23 protein-coding genes are annotated in these 23133 nt (G+C 60.6%); 9 read left to right on the plus strand and 14 right to left on the minus strand.

Features of this window, described 5'->3' with window-relative positions; genetic code table 11:
* Nucleotides 1–42: 42 nt before the first annotated feature.
* On the plus strand, nt 43–1899 hold the full coding sequence (gene pabB, locus Q666_RS45390; protein WP_022999675.1) for an aminodeoxychorismate synthase component I: 1857 nt from the start codon (nt 43–45) through the stop codon (nt 1897–1899).
* A gap of 24 nt (nt 1900–1923) precedes the next feature.
* Here pabB and Q666_RS45395 read toward each other — a convergent pair whose 3' ends face one another.
* Nucleotides 1924–2568 carry a nucleotidyltransferase family protein gene (locus Q666_RS45395; RefSeq protein WP_022999676.1) on the minus strand — a complete coding sequence of 215 codons (645 nt, stop codon included), beginning with the start codon at nt 2566–2568 and terminating at the stop codon, nt 1924–1926.
* A gap of 192 nt (nt 2569–2760) precedes the next feature.
* On the opposite strand from Q666_RS45395, the gene Q666_RS45400 reads away from it, so the two are divergent.
* The 3 genes from Q666_RS45400 (at nt 2761) to Q666_RS45410 (ending at nt 3990) form a co-directional block, all read left to right on the plus strand.
* Nucleotides 2761–3078, plus strand: coding sequence for a hypothetical protein (locus Q666_RS45400; RefSeq protein ID WP_035908077.1), 318 nt, complete (start codon nt 2761–2763; stop codon nt 3076–3078).
* A 48-nt stretch (nt 3079–3126) separates the two neighbouring features.
* On the plus strand, nt 3127–3447 hold the full coding sequence (locus tag Q666_RS45405; protein ID WP_022999678.1) for a hypothetical protein: 321 nt from the start codon (nt 3127–3129) through the stop codon (nt 3445–3447).
* Between the two features lie 204 nt (nt 3448–3651).
* Nucleotides 3652–3990, plus strand: a complete 339-nt coding sequence (locus Q666_RS45410; protein ID WP_145915833.1) for a hypothetical protein — start codon at nt 3652–3654, stop codon at nt 3988–3990.
* A gap of 57 nt (nt 3991–4047) precedes the next feature.
* Here the strand turns inward: Q666_RS45410 and pheT are convergent, their stop codons facing one another.
* Genes pheT through pheS form a run of 3 tightly spaced genes read right to left on the minus strand, consistent with a single transcriptional unit; the run spans nt 4048 to nt 8284 of the window.
* The gene (gene pheT / locus Q666_RS45415; protein ID WP_022999680.1) at nt 4048–6465 is read right to left on the minus strand and encodes a phenylalanine--tRNA ligase subunit beta; all 2418 of its coding nucleotides are present in this window, start codon (nt 6463–6465) and stop codon (nt 4048–4050) included.
* 58 nt (nt 6466–6523) lie between these two features.
* Nucleotides 6524–7177: a hypothetical protein gene (locus Q666_RS45420; RefSeq protein ID WP_022999681.1), complete on the minus strand. Its 654-nt coding sequence runs from the start codon at nt 7175–7177 to the stop codon at nt 6524–6526.
* 24 nt (nt 7178–7201) lie between these two features.
* Nucleotides 7202–8284: a phenylalanine--tRNA ligase subunit alpha gene (pheS, locus tag Q666_RS45425; RefSeq protein WP_022999682.1), complete on the minus strand. Its 1083-nt coding sequence runs from the start codon at nt 8282–8284 to the stop codon at nt 7202–7204.
* A 473-nt stretch (nt 8285–8757) separates the two neighbouring features.
* Between pheS and Q666_RS45430 the strand changes: the two genes are divergently transcribed.
* A complete protein-coding gene (locus Q666_RS45430) occupies nt 8758–9711 on the plus strand; it encodes a YihY/virulence factor BrkB family protein (protein WP_031268882.1) in 954 nt (317 codons plus the stop codon).
* Nucleotides 9712–9735: 24 nt separating this feature from the next.
* On the opposite strand, the gene Q666_RS45435 is transcribed toward Q666_RS45430, so the two are convergent.
* Nucleotides 9736–10653, minus strand: coding sequence for a LysR substrate-binding domain-containing protein (locus Q666_RS45435; RefSeq protein WP_022999684.1), 918 nt, complete (start codon nt 10651–10653; stop codon nt 9736–9738).
* Nucleotides 10654–10786: 133 nt separating this feature from the next.
* On the opposite strand from Q666_RS45435, the gene Q666_RS66395 reads away from it, so the two are divergent.
* Nucleotides 10787–10924, plus strand: a complete 138-nt coding sequence (locus Q666_RS66395; RefSeq protein ID WP_167579506.1) for a hypothetical protein — start codon at nt 10787–10789, stop codon at nt 10922–10924.
* Between the two features lie 208 nt (nt 10925–11132).
* Here Q666_RS66395 and Q666_RS45440 read toward each other — a convergent pair whose 3' ends face one another.
* On the minus strand, nt 11133–11537 hold the full coding sequence (locus Q666_RS45440; protein WP_031268883.1) for a tautomerase family protein: 405 nt from the start codon (nt 11535–11537) through the stop codon (nt 11133–11135).
* A gap of 102 nt (nt 11538–11639) precedes the next feature.
* Here Q666_RS45440 and Q666_RS45445 point away from each other — a divergent pair, with 102 nt between their 5' ends.
* Entirely contained in the window at nt 11640–12479 is an 840-nt protein-coding gene (locus Q666_RS45445) for a LysR family transcriptional regulator (RefSeq protein WP_022999687.1), read from the plus strand.
* Between the two features lie 42 nt (nt 12480–12521).
* Here Q666_RS45445 and Q666_RS66730 read toward each other — a convergent pair whose 3' ends face one another.
* Together Q666_RS66730 and lepA are read right to left on the minus strand one after the other, a co-directional pair.
* Entirely contained in the window at nt 12522–13106 is a 585-nt protein-coding gene (locus Q666_RS66730) for an alkylphosphonate utilization protein (RefSeq protein WP_022999688.1), read from the minus strand.
* A 43-nt stretch (nt 13107–13149) separates the two neighbouring features.
* Nucleotides 13150–14955 carry a translation elongation factor 4 gene (gene lepA / locus Q666_RS45455; protein WP_022999689.1) on the minus strand — a complete coding sequence of 602 codons (1806 nt, stop codon included), beginning with the start codon at nt 14953–14955 and terminating at the stop codon, nt 13150–13152.
* Between the two features lie 236 nt (nt 14956–15191).
* On the opposite strand from lepA, the gene Q666_RS45460 reads away from it, so the two are divergent.
* The gene (locus tag Q666_RS45460; protein ID WP_022999690.1) at nt 15192–15710 is read left to right on the plus strand and encodes a GNAT family N-acetyltransferase; all 519 of its coding nucleotides are present in this window, start codon (nt 15192–15194) and stop codon (nt 15708–15710) included.
* Between the two features lie 17 nt (nt 15711–15727).
* Here Q666_RS45460 and mepA read toward each other — a convergent pair whose 3' ends face one another.
* From mepA to Q666_RS45475, 3 genes are all read right to left on the minus strand, one after another.
* Nucleotides 15728–16759, minus strand: coding sequence for a penicillin-insensitive murein endopeptidase (gene mepA, locus Q666_RS45465; RefSeq protein WP_022999691.1), 1032 nt, complete (start codon nt 16757–16759; stop codon nt 15728–15730).
* 126 nt (nt 16760–16885) lie between these two features.
* The gene (locus tag Q666_RS45470) at nt 16886–17971 is read right to left on the minus strand and encodes a patatin-like phospholipase family protein (protein ID WP_022999692.1); all 1086 of its coding nucleotides are present in this window, start codon (nt 17969–17971) and stop codon (nt 16886–16888) included.
* Nucleotides 17972–18210: 239 nt separating this feature from the next.
* Nucleotides 18211–19014 (minus strand): alpha/beta hydrolase, encoded by an 804-nt coding sequence (locus Q666_RS45475; RefSeq protein ID WP_035908080.1) that lies wholly within the window; start codon nt 19012–19014, stop codon nt 18211–18213.
* A 219-nt stretch (nt 19015–19233) separates the two neighbouring features.
* Between Q666_RS45475 and Q666_RS45480 the strand changes: the two genes are divergently transcribed.
* Nucleotides 19234–20277, plus strand: a complete 1044-nt coding sequence (locus Q666_RS45480; RefSeq protein ID WP_022999695.1) for a M20/M25/M40 family metallo-hydrolase — start codon at nt 19234–19236, stop codon at nt 20275–20277.
* Between the two features lie 143 nt (nt 20278–20420).
* Here Q666_RS45480 and Q666_RS45485 read toward each other — a convergent pair whose 3' ends face one another.
* From Q666_RS45485 to Q666_RS45495, 3 genes are read right to left on the minus strand one after another with little or no spacing between them, the layout of a single operon-like run.
* Nucleotides 20421–21092: a hypothetical protein gene (locus Q666_RS45485; RefSeq protein ID WP_022999696.1), complete on the minus strand. Its 672-nt coding sequence runs from the start codon at nt 21090–21092 to the stop codon at nt 20421–20423.
* 44 nt (nt 21093–21136) lie between these two features.
* The gene (locus tag Q666_RS45490) at nt 21137–21817 is read right to left on the minus strand and encodes a dienelactone hydrolase family protein (RefSeq protein ID WP_022999697.1); all 681 of its coding nucleotides are present in this window, start codon (nt 21815–21817) and stop codon (nt 21137–21139) included.
* Between the two features lie 15 nt (nt 21818–21832).
* Nucleotides 21833–23098 carry a tetracycline resistance MFS efflux pump gene (locus tag Q666_RS45495; protein ID WP_022999698.1) on the minus strand — a complete coding sequence of 422 codons (1266 nt, stop codon included), beginning with the start codon at nt 23096–23098 and terminating at the stop codon, nt 21833–21835.
* Between the last annotated feature and the right edge of the window lie 35 nt (nt 23099–23133).

Genomic DNA, 23133 nt, shown 5'->3' on the forward strand with positions numbered 1-23133 from the left:
GCTGGCAGCATTCTTCACCCTTGCGGACACTAACGCCAAACGATGCCTGCATCCTCCTTCGCGCCCGGAACGGTCCTGCTGCTGGACCTGTTGAAGCAGCGGTCTGCGCTGTTGTTTCAGGCGCCGGATGAGGTGATCACTTGCTCCCGGCTCGAGGAGGTTCAGGGCTGCCTCGAACAGCTTGAGGCCGCCCAGGCGGACGGGCGCTATGCGGCAGGCTACCTTGCCTATGAACTGGGTTTTGCCTTCGAGGAAAAACTGCGGCAACGGTTTCATCAATCAGAAGAGCCGTTGCTCTGGTTCGGGCTGTATGGCGCGCCGGTGGAACTGGGTCTGGACGAAGCCAAAGCTATGCTGGAAAAGGTGGCTGGCGACGGCGAGGCTGCCATCGGCAAGCCGGAGTTCGATATGGACAGGGCCGCTTACGATACGGCCTTTGCCCGCGTCCGCGACCATCTGGCGAAGGGCGACATCTATCAGGTCAACCTGACCATGCGCGCGCGGTTCCGGCACCAGGGGGCTCCGGAACGGATCTTCCAGACCCTTCTGCGTCGCCAGCCGGTGGAATTTGCCGCTTTCCTGCGTCTTGAAGACCGGACGATCCTGTCTCTCTCGCCGGAACTTTTCCTGGAGCGCCGGGGCACCTGCCTGCGGACCAAACCCATGAAGGGCACCGCGCCCCGAGGACGTTACGCTTCCGAGGACGCCACGATTGCGCGCACGCTCTCAAGCGATCCCAAGCAGCGGTCCGAAAACACCATGATCGTCGATCTGATGCGCAACGACCTGTCGCGCATCGCCGACACCGGCACGGTCAAGGTGACCAAGCTGTGCGAGGTGGAGCGCTACCAAAGCCTTCACCAGATGACCTCGACAGTCGAAGCTGAAGTTCCCGATGACGTCGGCTTTGCACGCATCGCCGAACATCTCTTCCCCTGCGGTTCGATCACGGGGGCTCCGAAACTCAGCGCCATGCAGATTGCCCAGGATCTGGAAACCGGCCCACGTGGCGTCTACACCGGTTCGATCGGCTATCTCGCGCCTGGAGGCGATTTCCGGCTGAATGTCGCCATCCGGACGCTGGTGCTGCGAAACGACGGTAGCGGCGAAGCTGGAAGCGGGTCCGGTGTGATCTTCGACAGTGGCGCGTCTCCCGAATACGACGAATGCGTCTTGAAACTGAGGTTCATGAGTGAAGACACGCCCGGCTTCGATCTGATCGAGACGCTGGCTTATCACCCGGGCGACGGCTACCTGCTTCTGGAACGGCACATGCAGCGCCTGCAGGCCTCAGCGGCCTATTTCGGCTTTCCTTTCCGCGAAGAAGACGTGCGTGAGGAGCTTCTGCAGCATGTTCGCACCTTTGCCGGTTCAAGGCGTGTGCGGCTGTTGCTGTCGGCGGATGGCGGCATTTCGGTCACGTCGACGGATCTTCCGCCGGCCGGTCAGGAGGCCGTTTTCAATCTGGTGATTGCGCAAGAAACCACTTGGTCAACCGACAGGTTCCTGTTCCACAAGACCACCAACCGGGCCTTCTACGATGACACGCGCCAGCGGTATCAGGCGGAAACCGGTTGCCAGGAGGTGCTGTTCCTGAACGAGAACGGCTATCTCACCGAGGGCAGCTACACCACTCTATTCGTGAAACGGAACGGCAGCTTGCAGACGCCTGCGCTTCGTCACGGGCTTCTCCCCGGCACCTTCCGGGCGGGGCTTCTGGAACGTAGTCTGGCAAGCGAGGCAGACCTTACGCTTCAGGATCTGCAAGAGGCCGAGGAAGTCTACGTCGGCAATTCCGTGCGCGGTCTGATACGCGCTCGCCTGCTTTCGGAACAAGCGAGTGGTTCGTGGCACATGGAAGCCGGGCAACACAATGAAGCCACCCGCAAGGCAGGATGATAACCGGTACGCTAACAGAGCAGCTCAGGCATTGTCCCAGGGAATGACTGTCAGCTCCGGCCAGAGGGCCTTCATCCGTGCCGCCTTTTCCGCATAGGTTTCCGGGTTCGGCTGTGTGTAATTGGGCACCAGCCGCATGCCGAACAGGTTGGCAAGGCCGAAAGGCGCATGCAACACCATGTGCCCGTCCTCTTCGAGCCGTGCCGCCACCGAATGGGTGCGCGAGGCATAGGTCGTCAGCGAATCCATGGCACAGTCGAGAGGGCGGTAGGGCCTGCCGAAACGGCTCTCGTACCACAGGTGGACGCGAGCCTGATTTCTCAATTCCAGAAGGCTCGCCAAGTCGGGCAGGGCCTGGTTGACCTTGCCGATAACAGCGTCCTCAGCCTCGTAGGATAGATCTGTTCCGTCGAAATAGATGATGTCGAAATCCTTGATGCCGTGCAGCAGGGGGCGGTTGGTGAGGGCGTTCCAGACAGTCTGGTAGATACCGCCCGACACCAGCCAGGCATCAGGAAGGGCAAGGTTGCGGACGGTGGTCAGGATTTCCATTACATGAGGCACGGTCCTGAGGATCTGCTCAAGACCTGCCAGCCGCGTCTCCTCACTGGCGGCATAGGGATCGCCCAGCCTTGCGTCGCGTACATCCATCTGCAAATCGGCGGTCATTTCCGGATCCTCTTTTCGCGAAGGGGCAACCTATCCGATTCTCAAGGTATCGCGCGCCGTGCATGATGAGGACCATGCATGCGAATGTGTCCTCCGCAGATACGCGCGCTACCGGATGAGGGGCACCGACTTGACATGAAGCAGGTAGGCGCCATCTCCTTCGGAGACGTTTGGTTTTTTCAGGAATTGCCGATGTACCTCTTGCCACGCACACAAATGATCGCCGCACTGGCCGCTTGCGGGGCGGTGCTTGTCACCGCTTTGCCATCTGCGGCCCAATCCGGACGGCCGAATTCCACCGCCATGTCCTGCGGACAGGTTCAGTCCATGATCAATCAGCGTGGGGCCGTCGTGCTCAGCACCGGGCGCTATACGTTCGACCGGTATGTGGCCAACCGGAGCTACTGCCAGCATGGCGAGGTCACGCGCCGGGACTACATTCCAACGAGGGACAATGCGAAATGCTACGTGCTTCGCTGTATCAATCCCCAACCCTGGCGGTATGACTGAGCCGTATCCGGGGCGGTTGCCCTCCCGGACCTCAACAGGAGACGTCATGTGACCCGACTTTCCAGAAACGCATGTTTCGGCTTCCTGGCGTTTACCTGGCTCGGGGGCACTGCCGCCGTAGAACCGGCCATGGCCCAGGCCGGGCGTCCGGACACGCGTTCAATGACATGTGCCCAGGCTCAGGAACTGGTCAGGAAAAGCGGCAGCATCGTCCTGACGACCGGCCAATCGACCTTTGACCGCTTCGTTGCAAACGGCAGCTATTGCCGGCCGCAAACGGGGCAGGTCCGTGCGAAATTTGCTCCCACGCGAGACAATCCGCAGTGCTCCGTCGGCTACAGGTGTTTCCAGAACCGGACGCAGCGGTAAACGGGATCCTTCTGCAAAAACAGGATAAAGAGGCACAAGTCTTAACCGCCTTGCAGGCTTTTCTTGCTATTTCATGCGCGGACGGGGCAGCGCTGTGTTGCATTTGGAAACCGTTTCACAAATATGAAATACGGATTACCTACTGCTGGAAATCATAGCCATTTAATACATGACTTCGCCTGAATACTCAGGAAAGGCCTTGCGATGAACGAGAATAATACAAGAAAACAACTGTTAATTGCGAAGTCCGCACTTCAGGCAGGCCTGTTTATGTGTGCGGCTCTTGTCCCTGTGCTGCAGGCGGAAGCGCAAACCAGGCGTCAGCCCGATACCACGCAACTGACCTGTGACCAGACGCAGGACCTGATCAAGAGATTCGGGGGCATCAATCTGAAATCAGGCCCTTACAAGTTCGACCGGTTTGTCGTCGGCCGGAACCAGTGTTTCTCGGGCCAGACGGTGCGCCCGACATTCGTGCCGACCAAGGACAACCCGAAATGTTCCGTCCTTGTCTGTGCAGAGATGGGGCAGGCCCGCCAGTAAAAAGGCCGCGCGATGGTGTTCGCGCAGCCCCTTTTTTCAGTCTTGTGAAACGCCGGTTCAGCCTCTCAGCGTGCCACCGGTTGCCTTCTCGACATTGGCAATGATCTTCTTCGCCACGGCGTCGATTTCCTCGTCCGTAAGGGTCTTCTGACGCGGCTGCAGTGTCACGTCGATGGCGACTGACTTCTGGCCTTCCGGCACACCCTGACCTTCGTAAATGTCGAATAGCGTGACATCGCTGATCAGCGTCTTTTCCGCGCCACGAGCTGCTTTGAGCAATGCCTCGGCCGAAATGTCCTTGCCGACAAGGAACGCGAAGTCGCGTTGCACCGGCATGAGGCCACTGACATTGAGGGCCCCCTTCGAACGGCCACCCTTGCCTTTGGGTTCGGGCAACGCATCAAGGAAGATCTCGAAGGCGACCAGCGGTCCTTCGATGTCGAGCAGCTGCAGCGTGCGCGGATGAACTTCACCGAACACCGCCAGAACATTTTTCGGGCCAAGCTTGAGACAGCCGGACCGGCCCGGGTGGAACGTTGCCGGGGCATCTGCAGACACCATCAGTTTGTCTACCGGCGCGCCGATGGCCGCCAGCGCTGCTTCGGCGTCCGCCTTGGCGTCGAACACGTCAACGGCCTGGGAAACGCCCGACCAGTGCCGGCCTGAACCCTGAAGCTTCGCAGACCCGCGGCGCACGCCGGTTGCGACCATCTTCTGGCCTTCCGGAGTATCGTTCTCGAACACCTGACCGACTTCGAACAGGGCGACGTTGCCATAGCCCCGGTCGGCATTGCGCTGTGCCGCCAGCAAAAGGCCTGGAAGCAGGCTCGGGCGCATGTCGGACATCTCGCTGGAAATCGGATTGGCCAGCGCAAGCGCAGCGCTGCCGCCACCGAAGAGTTCAGCGTGATCCTTGGCAATGAACGACCAGGTAACCGCTTCATTGAAGCCACGGGCGGCCAGTGCCCGGCGCGCCTTGTTGCGGCGGATCTGTCCGGTGGTCAGCACCTTCTGGCCGACGGTACCGGTGCGCGGCAGTGGTGTGAACGGAACACGCTCCAGACCGATGATGCGCACCACCTCTTCCACGAGGTCGGCCTTGCCTTCGATGTCCGGTCGCCAGCTGGGCGCGGCCACCTTGACCGTGTCACCAGCGCCGGAGATCCAGAAACCGAGCGACTTCAGGGTGACGTTTGCTTCAGCGGGCAGAACATCGACGCCGGACAGGCGCCTGATTTCCGAATAGGGGAAATCGATGATGTTGCTGGTATCCGGCACGGAACCGGCCTGCACCGTTTCGGACGGCTCGCCGCCGCACAGGTCCATGACCATGCGCGTGGCATATTCCAGACCCGGCATCATGTAGTTGGGATCGACACCACGTTCGAAGCGATAGCGTGCGTCCGTATTGACGCCGAGCTTGCGCCCGGTGGCGGCAATGTCGTCCTCGTCCCAAAGGGCGGATTCGATCAGCACGTTGACAGTCTCTTCCGTGCAGCCGGAAGGCTCGCCACCCAGGATGCCGCCGAGACTTTCAACGCCGTTGTCGTCGGAAATGACGCAGATCGTGTCATCGAGTTCGTAGCTCTTGCCGTTGAGGCCGTCGATCTTCTCGCCCTGCTTGCCGCGGCGGACAACCAGGTTGCCGTGAACCTTGTCGGCGTCGAACACGTGCAGCGGCCGGCCCTGATCGAAGGTGATGTAGTTGGTCATATCGACGAGGGCGTTGATCGGACGCAAGCCGATGGCGGTCAGGCGGTCCTGCAGCCATTTCGGCGAGGGGCCGTTCTTCACGCCCTTGACCAGGCGCAGGCCGAAGGCCTTGCACATCGGCTTGGTGTCGCCGAAGTCGAGCGTTACGTCGACCGGGCAGGGGAAGCTGCCGCGAACCTGTTCGTTGCTGCGTTCCTTCAGCTTGCCGAGGCCGGCTGCGGCAAGATCACGGGCAATGCCGTATACGCCGGTGCAGTCCGGGCGGTTCGGCGTCAGGCCGATTTCGATGACCGGCTCATCCAGGCCGGCCCATTCTGCATAGGCCATGCCGACCGGCGCATCCGCCGGCAGGTCAATGATGCCGTCATGTTCGTTGGAAAGTTCCAGCTCGCGCTCCGAGCACATCATGCCGAAGCTTTCCACGTCGCGGATCTTGCCGACGGAAAGCGTGACATCAAGGCCGGGAACATAGTCGCCCGGCTTGCCGAGCACGCCGACAAGGCCGGCGCGGGCATTCGGCGCACCGCACACAACCTGCACCGGGTCGCCCTCGCCGGTGTCAACCTTCAGGACGCGCAGCCGGTCGGCATTCGGGTGCTGTTCGGCTTCCAGAACCTTTGCGATTCTGAACGGCTTCAGGCGGTCGGCGCGGTTGGTGACTTCCTCGACTTCCAGGCCGATCAGGGTGAGACGTTCAACGATCTCTTCCAGGCTGGCGTCGGTTTCCAGATGCTCCTTGAGCCAGGAAAGGGTGAATTTCATCTTTCGATCTCTTCAAACTTGGTGCGGTCTCAGGACCGCGAAACGGGACGTGGAGGCCTCAGTTGCCGAGCCGGTCCACTTCGGGAATGATGGTCGCAGCGCCGTAGTTTTCGGCAAAGCGGCGGCCGATGTCGGAAAAGTCGCGGGTCCAGCCGCGCACGATCTCCGGCGTGATCTGCTGTTTGGTGGCAATCGCCTGGGCAGCTTCCGTCTCGATCCGGTCCCGCAGGATGCCGAGTTCGACCTGGGCCGCATATTCGGCCCGGTACTTGCCGAGCCAGCCCATGGCCACAATCAACACCATCACCAGAAGGGCCGCGGTGCTGGTCAGGCCGGCCCACTTGGCGGTACCGCCGATCCGCCGGTCGCTGGCGATCAGCACGATCGAAGCAATAGTCAGGAACGCCACGATATAGATTGCCTGCAGGAAGCTCTGGTACTTCTCGGCCGAGCTAGCCTCGTGGCCGGCACGCAGACGCGTGATCCGGTCACGGAGGTAAAGCAGCGCGTCGGCTTCGGTGCCCAGCTTCTCCCGGAAATAGGTATCGCAGAACCGCAGCCGGCCCCGGTTCTCGATCTTGTCCGCGCAGGCCTCGAGGAACGAGGTCGGTGTCGCGACGCGTGTTTCCTGGTCGCTGGTCTGCGCGGCTGCCGGCAACAGGGCGGCAACGGTCAGCATGGCGGCAAGAACGATGCGGATCAGCAATGACATGATGGCGCCCCCAAATTCAGGCGGTTAACTGGACAGACCGCCGAACAGTGTCGGCAGGTCGAGTGGGCGGAAGCCGTAATGCTGGATCCAGCGGACGTCGGCGTCGAAGAAGGCGCGCAGGTCCGGCATGCCGTATTTCAGCATCGCGATGCGGTCGATCCCCATGCCCCAGGCAAAACCCTGGTAGACATCCGGGTCGAGGCCGCAGTTGCGGATGACGTTCGGATGAACCATGCCGCAGCCGAGAATTTCCAGCCAGTCTTCGCCCTGGCCGATCTTCACTTCGCCGCCGGACCGGTCACACTGGATGTCGACTTCCATGGACGGTTCGGTGAACGGGAAGAAGCTCGGGCGGAAGCGCATCTTGATGTCGTCGACTTCGAAGAAGGCCTTGCAGAATTCCCGCAGCACCCATTTCAGATGACCGAAATGGCTATCCTTGTCGATCACGAGGCCTTCCACTTGGTGGAACATCGGCGTGTGGGTCTGGTCACTGTCGCAGCGATAGGTCCGGCCCGGAATGATGACGCGGATCGGTGGTTCCTGATTGCGCATGGTGCGGATCTGCACCGGCGAGGTGTGCGTGCGCAGCAGCAGCCGTTCGCCGTCTTCCTTCGGATCGAAGAAGAACGTGTCGTGCATCTCGCGCGCCGGGTGGCCTTCTGGAAAGTTCAGCGCGGTGAAGTTCAGCTCGTCGGTCTCGATGTCCGGGCCTTCCGCAATGGAAAAGCCCATGTCGGCGAAGATCGCCGTCAGTTCGTCGATGACCTGGCTGACCGGGTGAATACGACCGGTCTCCGCCGGTGTTGCGCGCAGCGGCAGGGTGATATCCACCTTCTCGCTGGCCAGCCGTGCTTCCAGGGCCGCTTCCGCCAGCACATCCTTGCGGGCGGCGATGGCGTCGGTGACCTTCGCCTTGAGGCCGTTGAGGGCAGGGCCCATCACCTGGCGCTCTTCAGGCGTCATCTTGCCGAGCGTTTTCATCTGCTCGGAAATTGAGCCCTTCTTGCCAAGGGCGGCAACGCGGATGTCTTCCAGGGCGGCTTCGGTCCCGGCGCCTTCGATGGCGGCCAGAAGATCGGATTCAAGTGTGTCGAGGTTGGACATGCGTACTCGGTCGTCGGTTCGCGCGGTGCGCGCGGAGGTGTCGAAACAGAAAGTCGGGGTCTTTTAGCGAATAATGGCGGTGATTGCCACGGCCTCATGCGCATTATTGCGTGAGTTCCCGAAGAGAAGAAAAGCGCCGGAATTAAAGCGCGTTAGCGCGTAAATCGACCGCAGGCGGGGCCCTGCAGCTCGATGAGGCGCACGTCGATCCCGGAAAGAGGCTGAGAGCCACTGCAAAGGCCGGAACGGCGGATATGTGCGGTAAGGTCGCTCATGGGGCGTCAATGTAGCGAAAGGCGAGGCGTTGGCAAGCGGAAAAGGAGAGGCAGCCTTGCGCCTCAATCTGGCCAACGCGTAGCGGCGAGCCCCAGGCACCGGAACTCAATCCCCACCCGGGCGTTTACCTTTGAACTCCCTGCTGTTTGCCAACGTCCGTGGACAGAAGGGCGTGGGCAGGCAACTGAGGGGGTAACATGGCACGTGGAAGAGATGCGGGCAGTCCGGAAAAGATCCCGCCAATGGGCTGGTTGGATATCAGCTACCGGGTGTGGAACGCGGTCCAGCGCGACCACATCGACCTGATCGCCGCCGGCGTTGCCTTCTACGGTCTTCTCGCGATCTTCCCGACCATAACTGCGTTCACGGCGCTGTCAGGGCTTGTGGTTGAACCTGTCGAGGTCAGCCGTCAGCTTGAAATGATCGAGAACTTTCTGCCGAAGGAGGCGTCGCAAATCATTCTGGCGCAGGCCGCAGATGTAGCAGGCAGCGAGAATGCGGGGCTCGGCTTCGCCTTCGTCATCGGCCTGGGCATCGCGCTCTATTCCACCTCTAAGGGCATGGCCAGCCTCATGGAAGGGCTTAACATCGCCTATGACGAGGTTGAGAAGCGGGGCTTCATTGCGCTGAAAGCCCGAACCTTCGTGATGACGATCCTGCTTGTTTTCGCTCTGGTCTTGGGGTTGGTGTCCGCCCTTCTCCTGCCGGTTGTCTTCAGTTATCTCGCCTTGCCGGACTGGTTGGAGAAGGTCCTGTCATCGGCCCGCTGGATCATCCTGGGATTTCTGACCGTCACTGGTCTTTCCTTCGTTTACAGGTTCGGGCCGTCTCGAACCGATGCCAAATGGAAATGGATCACGCCCGGGGCAGTCATCGCCTGCCTCTTGTGGCTTGCCGCATCCTACGGATTTTCGGTCTATGTGGCGAACTTTGCCAGCTACAACAAAACGTTCGGCAGCCTTGCCGGCGTCATCATCCTGCTGATGTGGCTCTGGATTTCGGCATATATCATCTTGCTCGGGGCCGAGTTGAATGGCGAGATGGAAGCGCAGACCCGCCGCGACAGCACCGTCGGTCCGGACCGGCCAATGGGCACACGTGGTGCCGTGAAGGCCGACATACTGGGCAAATCCATTGCAGGTGCTGAGTAGAGCTGCGCGATGAGCGAAAAACGCTCACGCCTCCACCATATCGGCTCCTTTCGGTCTGCCGATGGAGCCTTGCAGCTCCTCCCGCAGCCAGTCGCCGAAAGCTTTCTTGGCCTTTGTCTGAGGGGCGTTTTTACCGCTGACCAGCCAGTAGGCGCTGCCCGTGGCGGGGCGCTCGGGGAAGGGGGCAATCACCTGGCCGGACTTCACTGCATAAACCGCAAGCGTTTCCCAGGCCAGAAACACCCCGTGGCCGGCGATTGCCGCATCCAGGCACAGCGAACCGTCTGAAAAGGTCGGGCCATCCTGCAGGATGCTCTCATCGAGGCCGAAGAGATCAAGCCAGGTTTTCCAGGTAAACATTTGTCCGGGGTCACGGATGATCGGCAGCTTGCCGATGTCCTTCGGCTCCTTGATCTGTCTGGCCAGCGCCGGGCTGCAGACGGGAAACACCCGCTGGTGCAGCAACTGCTCTGCCTTGACGCCCGGATAGGGTCCCTTGCCGACACGGATACACAGATCGACATCGCTCATGTCCGGATCGACCAGGTCCACCGTCGCTTCCACCCGAACCCGGATGCCTGGATGCATCTTGTTGAAGTTCTTGAGATGCCAAACCAGCCATTTTCCGGCGAAGACCGGGGCAACCGAAATCGTCAACGCATCTTCCCGTCCGCGCTGGGTGGTGGCGATCGCGGTCGAAAGCGAGGACATGGCGCTGGTCAGATGTGGCTGCATTGCAAGCACATGAGCGGTTGGCAACAGCAAACGGTTCTGCCGCTCGAACAGTTGCACGCCAAGCTGGGCCTCGGTCTTGTGAACCTGCTGGCTGACGGCGCCGACGGTTACGCCAAGTTCGTCCGCGGCCGCCTTGACAGAGCCCAGCCGGGCGACGGCTTCCACGGCGCGAAGACCGGAGAGGTGAATGCGATTGAGGTTTTTCATTTTAGAAAAGCTAAACTGAAAATCAGAATAAGTCGATTTTTTTAGCGAGTAGTGGCGTCTATATAAGGAGCATAGCTAAATTCAAAGAAGGAATTTGGCCATGCAAAAAACAATAATAAGGAGAATGAAACTCATGATGAAACTGTTTATGCGCCGACACCTGACGGCTCGTCCGGCTTCCGCATATGACCGCACCGACCCGATGTCCCATCCGGCAATCGTGCGCATGTCCCAGCGTGAACTGGCCGACCTTCCGCTCAACCGGCGCTAAGGCTGAAGACCGGCTGAAAGGCCGGTCCCCAAACCTTCCGATCGACCCTCCGCAAGGACAGGCCGGTTGGACAAGACTACCAAACCAGAAAACGGCGCCTGGGCGGCAAGCCCGGCGCCGTTTCTGTCTTTGGGAGGCAATCCCGCATTTTAGTGCGTTCGCTATCTTGCCTGGTGATCAGGTCGACCGGCTTCCTGTCCGGTTCGGATCAAACGGCGACCGGTTGCCTGTCGGCATATTGCGCGACGCCATGGCCGAACGACCAGTTCTCAAGCCTTGTCTCGACCAGGTTGATGAAGATGTCTTCGGAACGGATGCCGACTTCGCGGGCCAGGCCCTTTGCGATCCGGGCAAACAGCGCTTTCTTCTGGTCGACGCTGCGCGTATCGCTGACGGTCAGCTGGATGATGATCAGGTCGTCCGACCGGTCGATGTTCATGAAGTGGCGGCCGAACAGGAAATCTTCGCGTGGATGTTCGGTGATCATCATGAACTTGTCGTCCTGCGGCACGCCGAAGGTCTCGCGCATTGCCTGATAGATCTCGTCCAGGATTGCTGATTTCTGCGCAGCGGTCCTGGAGCCTTTCAGCAGGGAAACATTGGTAAGCGGCATCTTGTCCTCCGTCATTCGGTGATGCTGCCAACCTTATTGCGGCATCAAAGATAACAGAAACAAATCTTTGATATTTCAAAAATCATAAATTAGAATGATTGCATGACCGATCTCGACATGGATCTCTTGCGCGCTTTTGTTCGTGTTGCCGAAACAGGCAGCTTTACCCGGGCAGGGCAGATGACGGGGGCAAGCCAGTCTGCTGTCAGCGTCAAGATCAAGAAACTGGAAGACCGTCTCGGCAGCTCCTTGCTCAGCCGATCGCCCCGGTCCGTCCGATTGACGAGCTTCGGTGCTCGTTTTTTAAGTGACGCCCGCAGTCTGATCGACCTGCATGACAGGGTAACGGCCCGCGTTTCAGGTCCTTCCGTTCAAAAGCGGCTTCGGTGCGGTATCAGCGATCACGCCGCGGGAGGCCGCCTCCCGGAGATTATCGCATTCCTCAGCAAGGCCTTGCCGGAACATCGTCTCCATGTTGCGGTCGGTTATTCCGATACGCTGTACAACGACTTCAAGGCTGGTCTGTTCAGCGCGATCATGGTGCGCTCCGAGGACGTCGAAGGCACGGGTCATGTGGCGTTCGAGGAAAATCTCGTCTGGACAGCCGCCAGGGATTTCACCTGGGAAACCGGTACGCCGTTCCCCTTGGTGGCGCTTTCGGAAACCTGCGCCCTCCGGCGCCTGGCAACTGGCACGCTCAAGGATGCGGGGATCGTTTTTGAAGACGCCTTCACCGGCACCGGTGTCGGCGCCATACAGGGGGCGGTCAGCGCAGGGCTCGGCATTGCCTGTCTCGACCGGCGAAATATTCCGGAGGGATGTCGCGAAGTCGGGGAACTCTATCGGCTGCCCGAATTGCCGAAAACAAGGATGACGCTCTTCTGCCGGGAAGACCCGACAATTGTTTCGGCTATCCTTCAGGTCTTCCGGGAGGCGGCGTAAGCGCTCTTCCGGGGCGTGTTGATCAGCTCAGAAACGAGCTGATCAGGCCTTCTTCACGAACTCCGTCAGGATGACGATCCGCTGATCGTTCACGCGGCCTTCGATCTGGGAGGCATTGTCCGCAACAAGGGAGATGTTGCGCACGGCGGTGCCGCGCTTGGCGGTGAAGTTGGCGCCCTTGACCTTGAGATCCTTGATCAATGTCACCGTGTCGCCCGCGGCAAGAACAGCGCCGTGCGTATCCTTGTGGACCACGCCGTCGTCACCTTCGCCCGCGCTGCCGCCAAGGCCGGCCTTGGCCCAGGCAAGCGTTTCGTCGTCCAGATACAGCATGTCCAGAAGATCACGCGCCCAGCTCTCGTCGCGCATTCTGGAAAGCATGCGGTAGGCGACAACCTGAACCGGGGGAACCTGGCTCCAGGCGGCTTCGTTGAGACAGAGCCAATGCTTCGGGTCGATATCGGCGGTACCTGAAATCTGGTCGGCACATGTGGCGCAAGCCAGAACCGCCATTTCAGCCGTGCCAACCGTATCGGGGCCGACATCCAGCGGCCGCAGCGCCTCGGTAGCGCCGCAGAACTCGCAAACGTTGCCGGCGCGGTCGGAAAGGGTCTGTTCAATACTCATGGCAAGGCCTTGCTGGGAGTGGCGCGGCGCGCCAATCGGTTTCTCACTCGTCCATCTTCAGGGCCTGGATAAAGGCTTCCTGCGGGATCTCGACCTTGCCGAACTGACGCATCTTCTTCTTGCCGGCCTTCTGCTTCTCAAGCAGCTTGCGCTTACGGGTGGCGTCGCCGCCGTAACACTTGGCGGTCACGTCCTTGCGCAGGGCGGAGATGGTCTCGCGGGCGATCACGCGGCCGCCGATGGCTGCCTGGATCGGGATCTTGAACATGTGCCGCGGGATCAGCTCTTTCAGCTTTTCGCACATGGCGCGGCCACGGCGTTCCGCCTGGCTGCGGTGCACGAGCACGGAAAGCGCATCCACCGGCTCTTCGTTGACCAGGATCGACATCCTGACCAGATCGCCGGCCCGGTAGTCCGAAATCTGATAGTCGAACGATGCGTAGCCCTTGGAGATCGACTTCAGGCGATCGTAGAAGTCGAACACGACTTCGTTGAGCGGCAGGTCGTAGGTCACCATCGCGCGGGAGCCGACATAGGACAGGTCGATCTGAAGACCGCGCCGTTCCTGGCACAGTTTCAGGATACCGCCCAGATATTCGTCCGGCGTCATGATGGTTGCGCGGATCCAGGGCTCGCGGATTTCGGAAATCTTCACCACATCCGGCATGTCGGCCGGGTTGTGAAGTTCGACCTCCGCACCGTCCGTCAGGGACATCTGGTAGACCACCGACGGCGCGGTCGCGATCAGGTCGAGGTCGAATTCGCGGTAGAGACGTTCCTGGATGATTTCCAGGTGCAGCAGGCCGAGGAAGCCGCAGCGGAAGCCGAAGCCGAGAGCTGCGGATGTTTCCATTTCGAACGAGAACGAGGCATCGTTGAGGCGCAGCTTGCCCATGGCAGCGCGCAGATCCTCGAAGTCGTTCGCGTCGACCGGGAAGAGACCGCAGAACACGACCGGCTGAGCCGGCTTGAAGCCCGGAAGGGCTTCCGTGCAGGGTTTCTTTTCCAGGGTGATGGTATCACCGACACGGGTGTCGGCCACTTCCTTGATGGACCCGGTGATGACGCCGATCTCGCCGGCCTTCAGCTCGTCCACTTGAAGGAATTTCGGGGTCATGACGCCGACGCGGTCGACATCATAGGCCGCGCCCGTACCCATCATCTTGATCTTCTGGCCCCGCTTCAGGGAGCCGTCGATGACACGGACGAGCACCATCACGCCGAGATAGGTGTCGTACCAGCTGTCGACCAGCATCGCCTTCAGTGTCGCTTCCGGGTCACCTTCCGGAGGCGGCAGCTTGGAAACGATCGCTTCCAGCACGTCGTCGACACCAAGGCCGGTCTTGGCGGAGATCATGCAGGCTTCTGACGCATCGATGCCGATCACGTCCTCGATCTGTTCCTTGATACGGTCCGGTTCGGCCGCAGGCAGGTCGATCTTGTTGAGGACGGTGACGATCTCATGATCGTTGTCGATGGCCTGATACACGTTGGCGAGCGTCTGGGCTTCCACACCCTGAGAGGCGTCGACCACCAGCAGTGAGCCTTCACAGGCCGCCAGCGAGCGGGACACTTCATAGGCAAAGTCCACGTGGCCCGGCGTGTCGATCAGGTTCAGCGTATATTGTTCGCCGTCCTTGGCATTGTAGATCAGTCGCACTGTTTGCGCCTTGATCGTGATGCCGCGCTCGCGTTCGATGTCCATCGAATCGAGCACCTGCTCAGTCATTTCGCGGTCGGTCAGCGTGCCGGTCATCTGGATCAGGCGGTCGGCCAGCGTCGACTTGCCGTGATCGATATGAGCCACGATGGAAAAGTTGCGGATGTTGGAAAGCTTCTTCGTCGTCATGGCCGCCCCTTTACCATTGCAATTCGATTTCGCCTAGTAGATTGAAGCCTTCGGGCGTTGAATTCCGGTGCTTTTTTGCACCCTCGGGCGAATGCCGGGTTTCGCCGCTCCGGCAGGGATATGGCGCCTCCGGCAAATGACGTAGCCCGCAGGTGACATTTGTCGTGGCAAATCAACCTCAAAGTGTGATCTAGATTGTATCGGCACTGATGTGTCCAGCAGCCTGACAAGAGAGCATGATGTTGATCCGTAATGCAGAACCGAAGGATGTCCCGTCGATCCTGGCGCTTTATAACCAGGCTGTGCGCGAGACGACGGCTGCCTGGACAAATCGTGAGGAAACGCTGGACGACAGGCTGACCTGGTACGAAGGCCGGGTGAAGCAGGGGCTGCCGGTTCTGGTGGCCGTGGACGATGCAGATACTGTTCTCGGGTTCGCCAGCTTCGGGCCGTTCCGGCCTCGCGAAGGGTACCGTCTGACGGCGGAACATTCCGTCTATGTCGACCCGGCGGCACAGCGGCGCGGCATTGGGAAGGCGCTTCTGGAGCGGTTGGTCGAAATTGCCGCCGACATGAAATTACATGTGCTGGTCGGCGTCATCGACGGGGACAATTCTGCCTCCATCGCCCTTCACGAGAAACTTGGTTTTCATGTTGCCGGCCGTCTGCCGGAAGCCGGCACCAAGTTCGGCCGCTGGCTGGATCTGGTCTTCGTTGCCAGGGTTCTGGGGCCGATGCAATCGCCGAACGCCTAGGCGTCACCCAGCCGGTCTCAATTGGCCGTCAGCACCGACCGGCAGTCATTCGGCAGGGCTGCCAGAGCCATGGGCCGTTTCTTGACCACCTTCGGAGGTTCTCCGGGCTTGGGGGGATTTTTGGGAACCCAGGGTTCGTCGGACAGCCAATAGGCAAGGTCCGCGCCACAGCCATCGCCCGGGGGTGGCGGGTTCTGGTTCTTGCAGCCGGCACTGCCTGCAGGGCAGGAAAGGCGAACGTGGAAGTGATAGTGGTGCCCCCACCAGGGCCGCACCTTGCGCAACCAGGCGCGGTTGCCGCCCTTCTCGAAATCGCACAGAGCCTTCTTGATCGTCGGGCTGACGAAGATGCGTGCAACACGCTGGTCGGATGCGGCGCGCCGGATCAGCCGAGCATGGTCATCTGACCATTTCCTGGGGTCGACACGCCGGTCTGCACCCTTGACGTCCATCGGACCGATCAGCATCGAAATAGCGGAGATGTCTTCGCGTTCCTGGGCGGTCAGTCGCCGGTTCGGCATTTCCGTCAGCCAGATATCGGCATCGAGGCCAATCTGATGGCTGGCATGGCCGGATGTCATCGGCCCGCCGCGCGGCTGCGCGATATCGCCGACAAGCAGACCGTTCCAGCCGACCTTGGGGGCATCGCTCGCCAGATCCTTGAGATAGTCGATCAGGACAGGGTGGCCCCAATTGCGATTGCGCGACAGGCGCATTGCCTGCCAGGTCGGGCCATCCGTCGGCAGTTCAGCTCCGCCTGCAAGGCAACCCTTGGCGTAGGATCCGATCGAGCGGGCTTTCAGTTGAGCAGGTCCGGTGGCGGCGCCGAAATAGTCTCGTGCTGGCTGGTCCCCATAAAGCACCAGCTTGGGCTTGTTCGCGACATAGCCTTCCGGCACATCGCGTTTCTTTACCGGGACAGGCACACCGGCCACCAGTTCGACGGTCGGCGAATAGTCCTCGGAGACAGGATCGGCCGGTTTGGCTGTCGGTACCGGCGCGGCTGACGCAACGAGACAGGATACCTGGAACGCGGCTGCAAATGCCATGAAGCCGGACACCGAAGGTGCCCAGCGATTTCGCTTGCCTGTTTTCCCCGTTCTCACGTCGAAACCTCGTGCGCCAGTCTGGGTGTTCCGCCGTCGTTGCTCCCGCCGCGACGATCACCTCACTCGTCAGGCAGCATGCACCAAATCGGGTGCTTCCGCATCCGATTCGCTATTATCCACATGCGCTGCGATCATGTCGGCGAACGCGTCGAGGAAAACCGTGTTGTCGCGGATCACCCTGTCTGCAGCACCATTCAGCGTGATGATGTTGCCGGGACGGGCGTTGTCGATGTCTTCGGCTTCCGGTGGAAGATCGGCGTCGAGCCTGTGATAGGTCACGTTCGGCAGTTCTGCAAAGAGCTGCCGTGCCTGATCGGAGGTTGTCTGGCTTTGCGCATCGGCCAGGATCGACATCAGCGGCGCGCCCTTGGAGGGCTGCAGCCAGCCGAGGGCACCCCAGCCAACGGCGTCCTTGTAAAGGAACGACCGTGCCGGTGCCCGGCCGGTGCCAAGCGACAGGATGACGATCTCGTCGTCGCCCCAGCCAAGATTGCGGGCTTCCAGATACGCTGCCACTGTCGGGTCTTTCATGAAGACCGTTCCATCGATCAGGGCTTCCTCGCGCCGGCGGCTGAGATTTTCAACGCGTGCCGGTTCGAAATACGAGGGGGTGGCGGTGGTCGCACGAACAGCTTGCCAGAAGTAATAGTCATCCGGCCGGCCGCTGCTGGCTTCAAGGCCGTTTGTCAGGAACACAGGCTTGCGCTGTTCCAGATCGTAGGCGGTCAGGACAAGGTGGGTCAGGCCACTGGCCATGGAGGTCCAGCCGAAGCGTTCCTTCAGCAGCTTTTCAAGCGGCCGCGGATCGTAGGTTTCATCGAACAGGCCAAGCGAACTGGTGACGGTTCTGGCCAGTCGTGCCGAGATTGATGATTTGAAGATTTCCCGCGCGTCGCGTTCGAAGAAGCTGCGCAGCTCATCAATGGTCGCGGCAGGTGCGCCGGCGGTGCCGCCTGGGCGCGGGGCGGATAGGCCTGCAGCAATGAGGCCGCCGGTAGAAGAACCGGCCATCAGATCGAAAACCTGGTGCAGCGGCTCGCTAACGCCGCGCTGGCTCAATCGGCTTTCAAGTGTCTCAAGCAGCCGAAGCGGAATGAGGCCACGAATGCCGCCGCCGTCAATGGAAAGAATAAAACGTTTTTTCTGGGTCATGGGATTCCCCGGGATCGTCGCAATGGAAGGCGCTACATCTCTCCGAGAAGACGGGAGACGCTTTTTGCTTACCTTTAGAATGTTGTCATCAATTGCGACACTGCAATGGCAAAGCGAAAAACAGGTGGACGATTTTTCGAAATTGGCGAGCAAGAAGTTAAACCGACTTCGCTAATCTGCGAAGACCGACCGCAGTTTTCCTTTTCTTGCGACGGCAAGCAGCCTGCCCGGGTGCTGGATCACGAAATATTCACCAGGAAACTGGAAATGGTTTCAACCAGCAGGTCCGGGCATTCCCTGTGAGGCGTGTGCCCTCTTCCTTCCAGGATGACCTTCTGTCCGCCGGTGCTATTGGCGATGTGTTCCGGGTGGCGGGTTGATCCGTATTCGTCCAGTGCGCCGTGGATCGCAAGGGTGCTGCAGCGGACACCGGCAAGCGCATCGTCAAGGGACCAATGGGCGAAGGCGGGCGAAAGCCAAGATTCCGTCCAGGCATCCAGCACCCAGCGCGCCTTGTCGCCGTGATAGAGCGCAAGTCTGTCGAACGCGCCGGGATCGGCAAACGCGGTGCGTGCTTCGCGCACACCTTCCAGGGTGCGGTCCTCGATAAGCGCTTGAGCGGCAATCGTGACCAGGGCCGTGACCTTCTCGGGATGCTGTGCGGCCGTATGCACCGCCATGCCACCACCGACGCTGTGCCCACAGGCGACAAATCGCGTGAGGTCCAGCTGCTCGCACAGCGCGGGCACAACCGTTCTGCCTTCATCCGCAATGAAGCTTGCGGGCAGGATGTCTTCGCGCACCGACGACTGGCCGAAGCCGGGCCTGTCATAGGCAATCACGACCCGTCCGCTGGCCACGGCAAGGCGTTCGGGAAAATCACGCCAGAGGGCGATACAGCCAAGAGAATCGTGAAACAGGAGCACCGGCACCTTGCCGGGCAAACGATCTTCAGGTGTCCAGCAGCGAACGTGAACGGTGGAGTTGCCGACCGTGACGGCGCGCGTTTCGACATGGACGGTGCCGGACAAGAGAGTGGTCAAAGAAGAAAACCTTTCCATTCGCATTGAAGGGCTGTGCCGGAAAACGGCGGAACGGTCTGTCAGGATTCGCATGGGGGATGCGGTTTCCTGCCGAGGCTTATCGCAGGCCATGCACCTGCAACAAGCCTCTCTTTTCGAACTAATCTGTCTTGGCTCTTTATCCCGCGCGGTCTTTCGGACTAGGATCGTGCCGATTTTCCAACCTTCACAGGAAGTTCCATGAATATCGATCTGCTTCGCCGACTTTGCGAAACGCCGGGTGTACCGGGTCACGAACACCGGGTCCGCGACCTGATTCAGGCGGAAATCAAGGGCTTGTTCGACGAGGTTACCGTCGACCCGATGGGTTCGCTGCTTTGCCGCCGCGACAGCCGCAAGGCTTCCAAGAAGGGAACCCCGAAGAAGGTCATGCTTCTGTGCCACATGGATGAGATCGGCTTTCTGGTCTCACATGTCACGGACAAGGGCTTCGTTCACGTGCAGCCGGTTGGTGGCTTCGATGCCCGCAACCTGTTCTCCCGCCGCGTGCTGGTGTCTACCGATGAAGGCGACTTCAAGGGTGTGATGAACCCGGGCGGCAAGCCGATACATATCTCTTCTCCGGAAGAGCGCAAGAAGGTGCCGGAGCCCAAGGAATTCGTCATCGACATGGGCCTTGGCGAAAAGACCAAGGAGATCGTCAAGGTCGGCGACATGGTGACCATGGACGAGCCGCTGATCGAGATCGGTGACAAGGTCGTCTCCAAGGCGCTCGACAACCGTATCGCATGCTGGCTCGGCATCGAGGCGATCAGGGGTCTGGGCAAGGCCAAGCATGATTGCGAAATTCATGTCGCCTTCACCTGCCAGGAAGAAGTCGGCCTGCGCGGCGCGCGCACCGCGTCCTTCGCCATTGCGCCGGACATCGGGCTTGGCATAGATACCACGCTTGCCTGCGACACGCCGGGCGTTCCCGAGCAGGACCGCACCACGGTGCAGGGCGAAGGCTTCGGTCTGCACGTCAAGGATTCCAGCTTCATCGCGGACCGCGATCTGGTGAAGGAAATCGAAGCCATTGCGGTCAAGGAAAAGATCCCGTTCCAGCGCACCATGCTGGCGGCTGGTGGCCAGGACGGCGCGGCTGCCCAGCAGGCGGCTGCCGGTGCCAAGGCAATCGGCATCGTCGTCGGCACCCGTTACATCCACACGGTCACTGAGATGATCGACAAGGGTGACCTTCAGGCGGCTCTGGACATCATCGTCGCCTACCTGAAAAAGGCGTAAGGCACGGAAAAGGGGAGCTTCGGCTCCCCTTTTAAGTCAGGTGTCAGATCTGGCTCTTTCCCGCCCGCGTCATTGCCGGACTTGATCCGGCAGTCCGGTCCAGCCCACGTCCCAACCGGAGCGTACGCGGAAGGGCTTCCTGCTCAGGCTACCAGGCCGAGGAGGTTCGAAACCTGGTCGCCGGTGCCTGCATAAAGCTCGCTGACGGCAGCGCTCTGGTAGCTGAAGGAGCCGTTGTCGAAGTTGCCTTCGATGGAAGAGGCGTTTGCGGAGCGGACGGACAGCCCGGTTTCGCTGTCGTAGGACACCCGCTCGAAGGATACGAACTGCGCGGAAACGGTTTCACCACCGATTTCGGCTTCAATGGTGGTCGTTGAAATCGTCGCGCTTTCATAGGCGACATTCGCCGAAGCGCCGCTTTCCTCTTCACCAAGAGCCACCTTCAGTTTGCCGGCGGTCTTCTGATAGTCCTCAACGGTCGCCAGCGCGCCGTCCTTTTCCTTGTCGTCGTCCTTGCCTTTGCCTTTTTCGACCGCATCCTGAAGGGCGGCGATCACGACCGCGTCTTCCTCGGCCTGTTTGCTGGCTGCTTCCAGAGCATTGACGGCGGGGGACTTGTCGTGGCCATTCCGCTGGCCGATCTCGTGGCCGTAGGCGTTGCCCTTGGGATCGTTCTTTTGGCCTTCAGCGCCGCCATTCGAAAAGGAAGCCGTAAAAAGGCTCGCGCTTTGCGTAGTGGTTTCGATGGAAATCTGCATGGCTTCGGATCCCGGCTTGTCCGGCCCTTTCTGGTCCGGCACAGTTGCAGAAAGCATCCTGCAAAACCGTTAACAGGCTATTAACCAATGCAAGGTCGTCTTCAGACCGGCATTGCCGGGCCAAATGCCTTTTCCAGAAACCGCCCGCCCAGCACCATGCCGCGCTCGTCAATTGAATGGCCGAGGCCGGCCAAAAGGTGCAGGCTTGAGGAAACCTCGGCATCGTCAAGCGCCTTTTGTGCTGCCTGGGCATGATAGCTGGCAACGACATCGTCTTCCTCGCCATGGACAATCAGCACCGGGCTTTGCGTGTTGACCGGACCCAGCTGGCCGGCTCCCGGCAACAGTCCGGAATAACCGATCAGGGCCGCTGGCGGAGACGGGCGGCGCAGGCCGCATTGAAAGGTCATCATGGCTCCCTGGCTGAAGCCGACCAATGCTAACGCGCTGCCGTCCAGCGAATGGCGGGCCAGTTCGTCGTCCAGAAACCGGTCGAGCAACGGTTGAGCGGCCTGCGCGCCGAGGCGGTATTCATTGGGATCGCGCTCCTGGAGTGCAAACCATTGCCGCCCGCCAAGCGCTTCGAAGGGAAGATGTTCAGGAGCGTTCGGCGCAACGAAAGCCGCATCGGGAAGCTGTCCCTGCCAGGCGCGCCCGAGGTCGATCAGGTCAAGACCATCCGCGCCGTAGCCATGCAGGATCACAACCAGCTGACGGGCGGGTTTGCCGGAGGCCGGTGCAAGACGTGGACCGTCGAGAAGGGGAGGAAAGGTGCCAGTCACTTTTGGGGAACCTGATTATTCGGCTGGTGTCTTCCGGTCTGCCGCATCGGAAGGTGACGGCAGTCTTTCCTGAAGACGCATGAAGGGAAGGGCGATCAGCATGGCGGCGAGGATCAGCACGCCTGCCAGGGCAAACGGCGCGCCGGGAAAGGAAATCGCCGCCTCAGGACCTGAAAACGTGGCAAAGACCTGGGTCATCACCAGCGGGCTCACCACCATGGAAAGGCCGGCGGCACTGGCAATCAGACCCTGCAATTCGCCTTGCGCATTGTCAGGGACACGGACCGACATCAGACCGGTGAAGGCAGGCGTCGCCATCGCACCAAGCGCCGCGAACGAGATCAGCAGATAGGCCATCCAGCCGGTATCGGCGACGGCGAGGCCGGCAAAGGCCACGAGATTGGCGGCCAGCCCGATGAAGAGGGTCCGGCCGGGCCCGAGCTTCGGTTCCAGGACACGGATCAGGTATCCCTGAACGAAGGCAAACCCGACACCGACGGCCGCAAGTGACAGACCGATGTCTCCGGGGCTCCAGGCGAAGACCTCCTCCGCATAGTAGCTCCAGACGGACGGGTAGACGTAATGGGCGATGTCGAACAGGAAGATGGCCAGAAGCAGCGTGCGCACCGCCGGATAGGCGGCGATCTGCTTGAAGGCCCCGAATGGATTGGCCCGTTTCCAGTCAAAATCTCTTCTGTTTTCGTCCTTCAGCGTTTCCGGCAGCATGAAATAGCCGAAGAGGAAATTGACGAAGGAAAGGCCTGCGGCGGCATAAAAGGGCGCACGCGGTCCGTATTCGCCGAGATAACCGCCGATCATCGGCCCGAGTACGAAGCCGACACCAAATCCAGCCCCGACAAGGCCGAAGTTCTTGGCCCTGTCTTCCTTGGACGACACGTCGGCAATAAAGGCTGATGCGGCCGAGAAGGTTGCTCCGGCGACACCCGACAGGGTTCTGCCGATGAACAGCACGGCCAGATGCCAGGAGAAGGCCATGATCAGGTAGTCGACGGCCATGGCGAACATGGACACCAGCAGCACCGGACGGCGGCCAAAGCGGTCGGACAGATTGCCGAGCGTCGGACCGAAGGCGAACTGCATCAAGGCGTAGACGACGCTCAGTGCACCGCCCCAGCGGGCGGCTTCGCTCACGGGCAGCGAGGTGAGTTCGGTCAGGAGCGAGGGCATGACCGGCATCATCAGGCCGATGCCCATGGAATTGAGAACCAGCGTGACCAGGATGAACCCCAGCGCGCTGCGTTTGGAGATACCGGACCGCAACTCTTTTCCCGCCAATCCCGTCAGCTGAAGGAGGG

It is taken from the genome of Labrenzia sp. C1B70 (assembly GCF_000475395.1).
Classification (GTDB): Bacteria; Pseudomonadota; Alphaproteobacteria; order Rhizobiales; family Stappiaceae; genus Roseibium; species Roseibium algicola.

Coding starts and splice junctions, on each gene's coding strand:
- pabB (WP_022999675.1), top strand. CDS start 43: ATGCCTGCATCCTCCTTCGCGCCCGGAACGGTCCTGCTGCTGGACCTG.
- Q666_RS45395 (WP_022999676.1), bottom strand. CDS start 2,568: ATGACCGCCGATTTGCAGATGGATGTACGCGACGCAAGGCTGGGCGAT.
- Q666_RS45400 (WP_035908077.1), top strand. CDS start 2,761: ATGTACCTCTTGCCACGCACACAAATGATCGCCGCACTGGCCGCTTGC.
- Q666_RS45410 (WP_145915833.1), top strand. CDS start 3,652: ATGAACGAGAATAATACAAGAAAACAACTGTTAATTGCGAAGTCCGCA.
- pheT (WP_022999680.1), bottom strand. CDS start 6,465: ATGAAATTCACCCTTTCCTGGCTCAAGGAGCATCTGGAAACCGACGCC.
- Q666_RS45420 (WP_022999681.1), bottom strand. CDS start 7,177: ATGTCATTGCTGATCCGCATCGTTCTTGCCGCCATGCTGACCGTTGCC.
- pheS (WP_022999682.1), bottom strand. CDS start 8,284: ATGTCCAACCTCGACACACTTGAATCCGATCTTCTGGCCGCCATCGAA.
- Q666_RS45430 (WP_031268882.1), top strand. CDS start 8,758: ATGGCACGTGGAAGAGATGCGGGCAGTCCGGAAAAGATCCCGCCAATG.
- Q666_RS45435 (WP_022999684.1), bottom strand. CDS start 10,653: ATGAAAAACCTCAATCGCATTCACCTCTCCGGTCTTCGCGCCGTGGAA.
- Q666_RS66395 (WP_167579506.1), top strand. CDS start 10,787: ATGATGAAACTGTTTATGCGCCGACACCTGACGGCTCGTCCGGCTTCC.
- Q666_RS45440 (WP_031268883.1), bottom strand. CDS start 11,537: ATGCCGCTTACCAATGTTTCCCTGCTGAAAGGCTCCAGGACCGCTGCG.
- Q666_RS45445 (WP_022999687.1), top strand. CDS start 11,640: ATGACCGATCTCGACATGGATCTCTTGCGCGCTTTTGTTCGTGTTGCC.
- Q666_RS66730 (WP_022999688.1), bottom strand. CDS start 13,106: ATGAGTATTGAACAGACCCTTTCCGACCGCGCCGGCAACGTTTGCGAG.
- lepA (WP_022999689.1), bottom strand. CDS start 14,955: ATGACGACGAAGAAGCTTTCCAACATCCGCAACTTTTCCATCGTGGCT.
- Q666_RS45460 (WP_022999690.1), top strand. CDS start 15,192: ATGATGTTGATCCGTAATGCAGAACCGAAGGATGTCCCGTCGATCCTG.
- mepA (WP_022999691.1), bottom strand. CDS start 16,759: ATGGCATTTGCAGCCGCGTTCCAGGTATCCTGTCTCGTTGCGTCAGCC.
- Q666_RS45470 (WP_022999692.1), bottom strand. CDS start 17,971: ATGACCCAGAAAAAACGTTTTATTCTTTCCATTGACGGCGGCGGCATT.
- Q666_RS45480 (WP_022999695.1), top strand. CDS start 19,234: ATGAATATCGATCTGCTTCGCCGACTTTGCGAAACGCCGGGTGTACCG.
- Q666_RS45485 (WP_022999696.1), bottom strand. CDS start 21,092: ATGCTTTCTGCAACTGTGCCGGACCAGAAAGGGCCGGACAAGCCGGGA.